Raw genomic sequence first — 1,436 nt, 5'->3', positions numbered from 1 at the left:
TCCTTAACCGAATTACACATCCAACTCAACCCATCTCTTTGCGAACCGCCGTATACGAGACCCGTACGTACGGTGGTGTGAGAGGCGCACTCCGTCAGTTTCTGGCGGAGCCGTCTACTCGATTAGCGGTTCGTGCTTCTCTGTGCGCAAATGTGTGTCGTCCCATTTTTTATTGTCCGCTTGTTTTTTTGTTTTTAATATCCCAACGTTCCACAAGATAATAATTCCAAAGTCCTTTCCGTGCTGTAATTGTCAAGTAGTAGTCGTCAGGGTTTTTATTTATATAATCTTTTATGGTCTCGTATTGAACATCAAATTTATTATGTCTGTCATTAAAAAGGAAGTCAATGCTTGAACGCTTGCCATTCCAGAACCGTGTAACTTGACAGTCAAAAACTTCTTCAATATTCTGCTTTGCAGTCTTATCGTTCAAGATGTCCCAAGAGATTTTGGCAACTTGTCCGAAACTTAGATATGAAAAAACAATTCCTTGAACTAAGTATAAGACCGTCATAAATGTCCAAAGTCTGAAGCCTTTGTTTGTTGTAAATTTGTGTGTTAAAAATCGTCTGCGATAAACGGCAAGTGTCAGAAGTCCTAAAAGTGTTGGGAGTAAAAAAACGTAAATCGTATATCTGCTGTCGTGTCCGATTAGATTGGGTTCAAATAAGAAATAATAGGTAACGAAAGAAATCATAAGTCCAATTACAATGTTGTAATGTCGCTTCTCTAACTGTTTTTCTTTAGATACTGTTAGTCGATTTTTTCCAAACTTCATATTGTCTATTTTGTTTAAAGATTTCTTTTGTTAATGCACTGTCTGTTGGGTTTGCACTGTCGTAATAGCATGACCGCTAACTTGTTTATATGCTCAGTTTTTTATTGTTAAGTTGAGCAAAGTTAGCCATTTTAAGATAGCTTTGCTCAACAGCTATTGCGTTTTATTTTATCACAACCCACCAAACACCCTTTCAATCTCTTCAATAACTATACTATATAGCCCCAACACTTCGCGATAAACAAGGTCAGTTTTTGGATTTATTTTAATCCCGAAACTTCGGGATAGTTTTTTGGAGAGTTGTGCAACATCCTCGGCGTGCCTAATTTATTAGCCAAACTCAAAACATGGAACTCACCCTACAAGAGAAAAGGTTTGTTTTTGATAAAAACGACCTATATAAAACTGTTTTTAGCCACAATTCTTTTTAAAACCAGTCAAAGTAAATCAAAAATCAGCATGCCTTAAAACCCGTTTATAGCAGCTTTAAAAAGTAAAACAGTAGAGAAAAAGGAATTTTTTCACAGCCTGACGTCAGACTGTGAAAAAACTTTCACAATCCTTTTTCAAATATACAAAAATATTTGTAAGAAGAACAAAGTATTCTTATCTTTAACCATGCAACACATATCAGGAATTTCCCGTCACCAGCTTCAAG

At 36.2% G+C, this 1,436-nt stretch carries 1 protein-coding gene; it reads right to left on the bottom strand.

What is annotated here, in order from left to right:
* Nucleotides 1-169 precede the first annotated feature (169 nt).
* Nucleotides 170-778 (bottom strand): hypothetical protein, encoded by a 609-nt coding sequence (locus WFZ85_RS15930; protein ID WP_342697241.1) that lies wholly within the window; start codon nucleotides 776-778, stop codon nucleotides 170-172.
* Nucleotides 779-1,436: the final 658 nt, after the last annotated feature.

It is taken from the genome of Flavobacterium aureirubrum, from assembly GCF_038739835.1.
Taxonomy (GTDB): Bacteria; Bacteroidota; Bacteroidia; order Flavobacteriales; family Flavobacteriaceae; genus Flavobacterium; species Flavobacterium aureirubrum.
Note: the sequence above shows the minus strand (reverse complement) of the source record. Positions and strands in the feature narration are given on the sequence as shown.

Excerpts from the sequence above, each read along its gene's own strand:
- WFZ85_RS15930 (WP_342697241.1), bottom strand. The coding sequence starts at position 778 with ATGAAGTTTGGAAAAAATCGACTAACAGTATCTAAAGAAAAACAGTTA.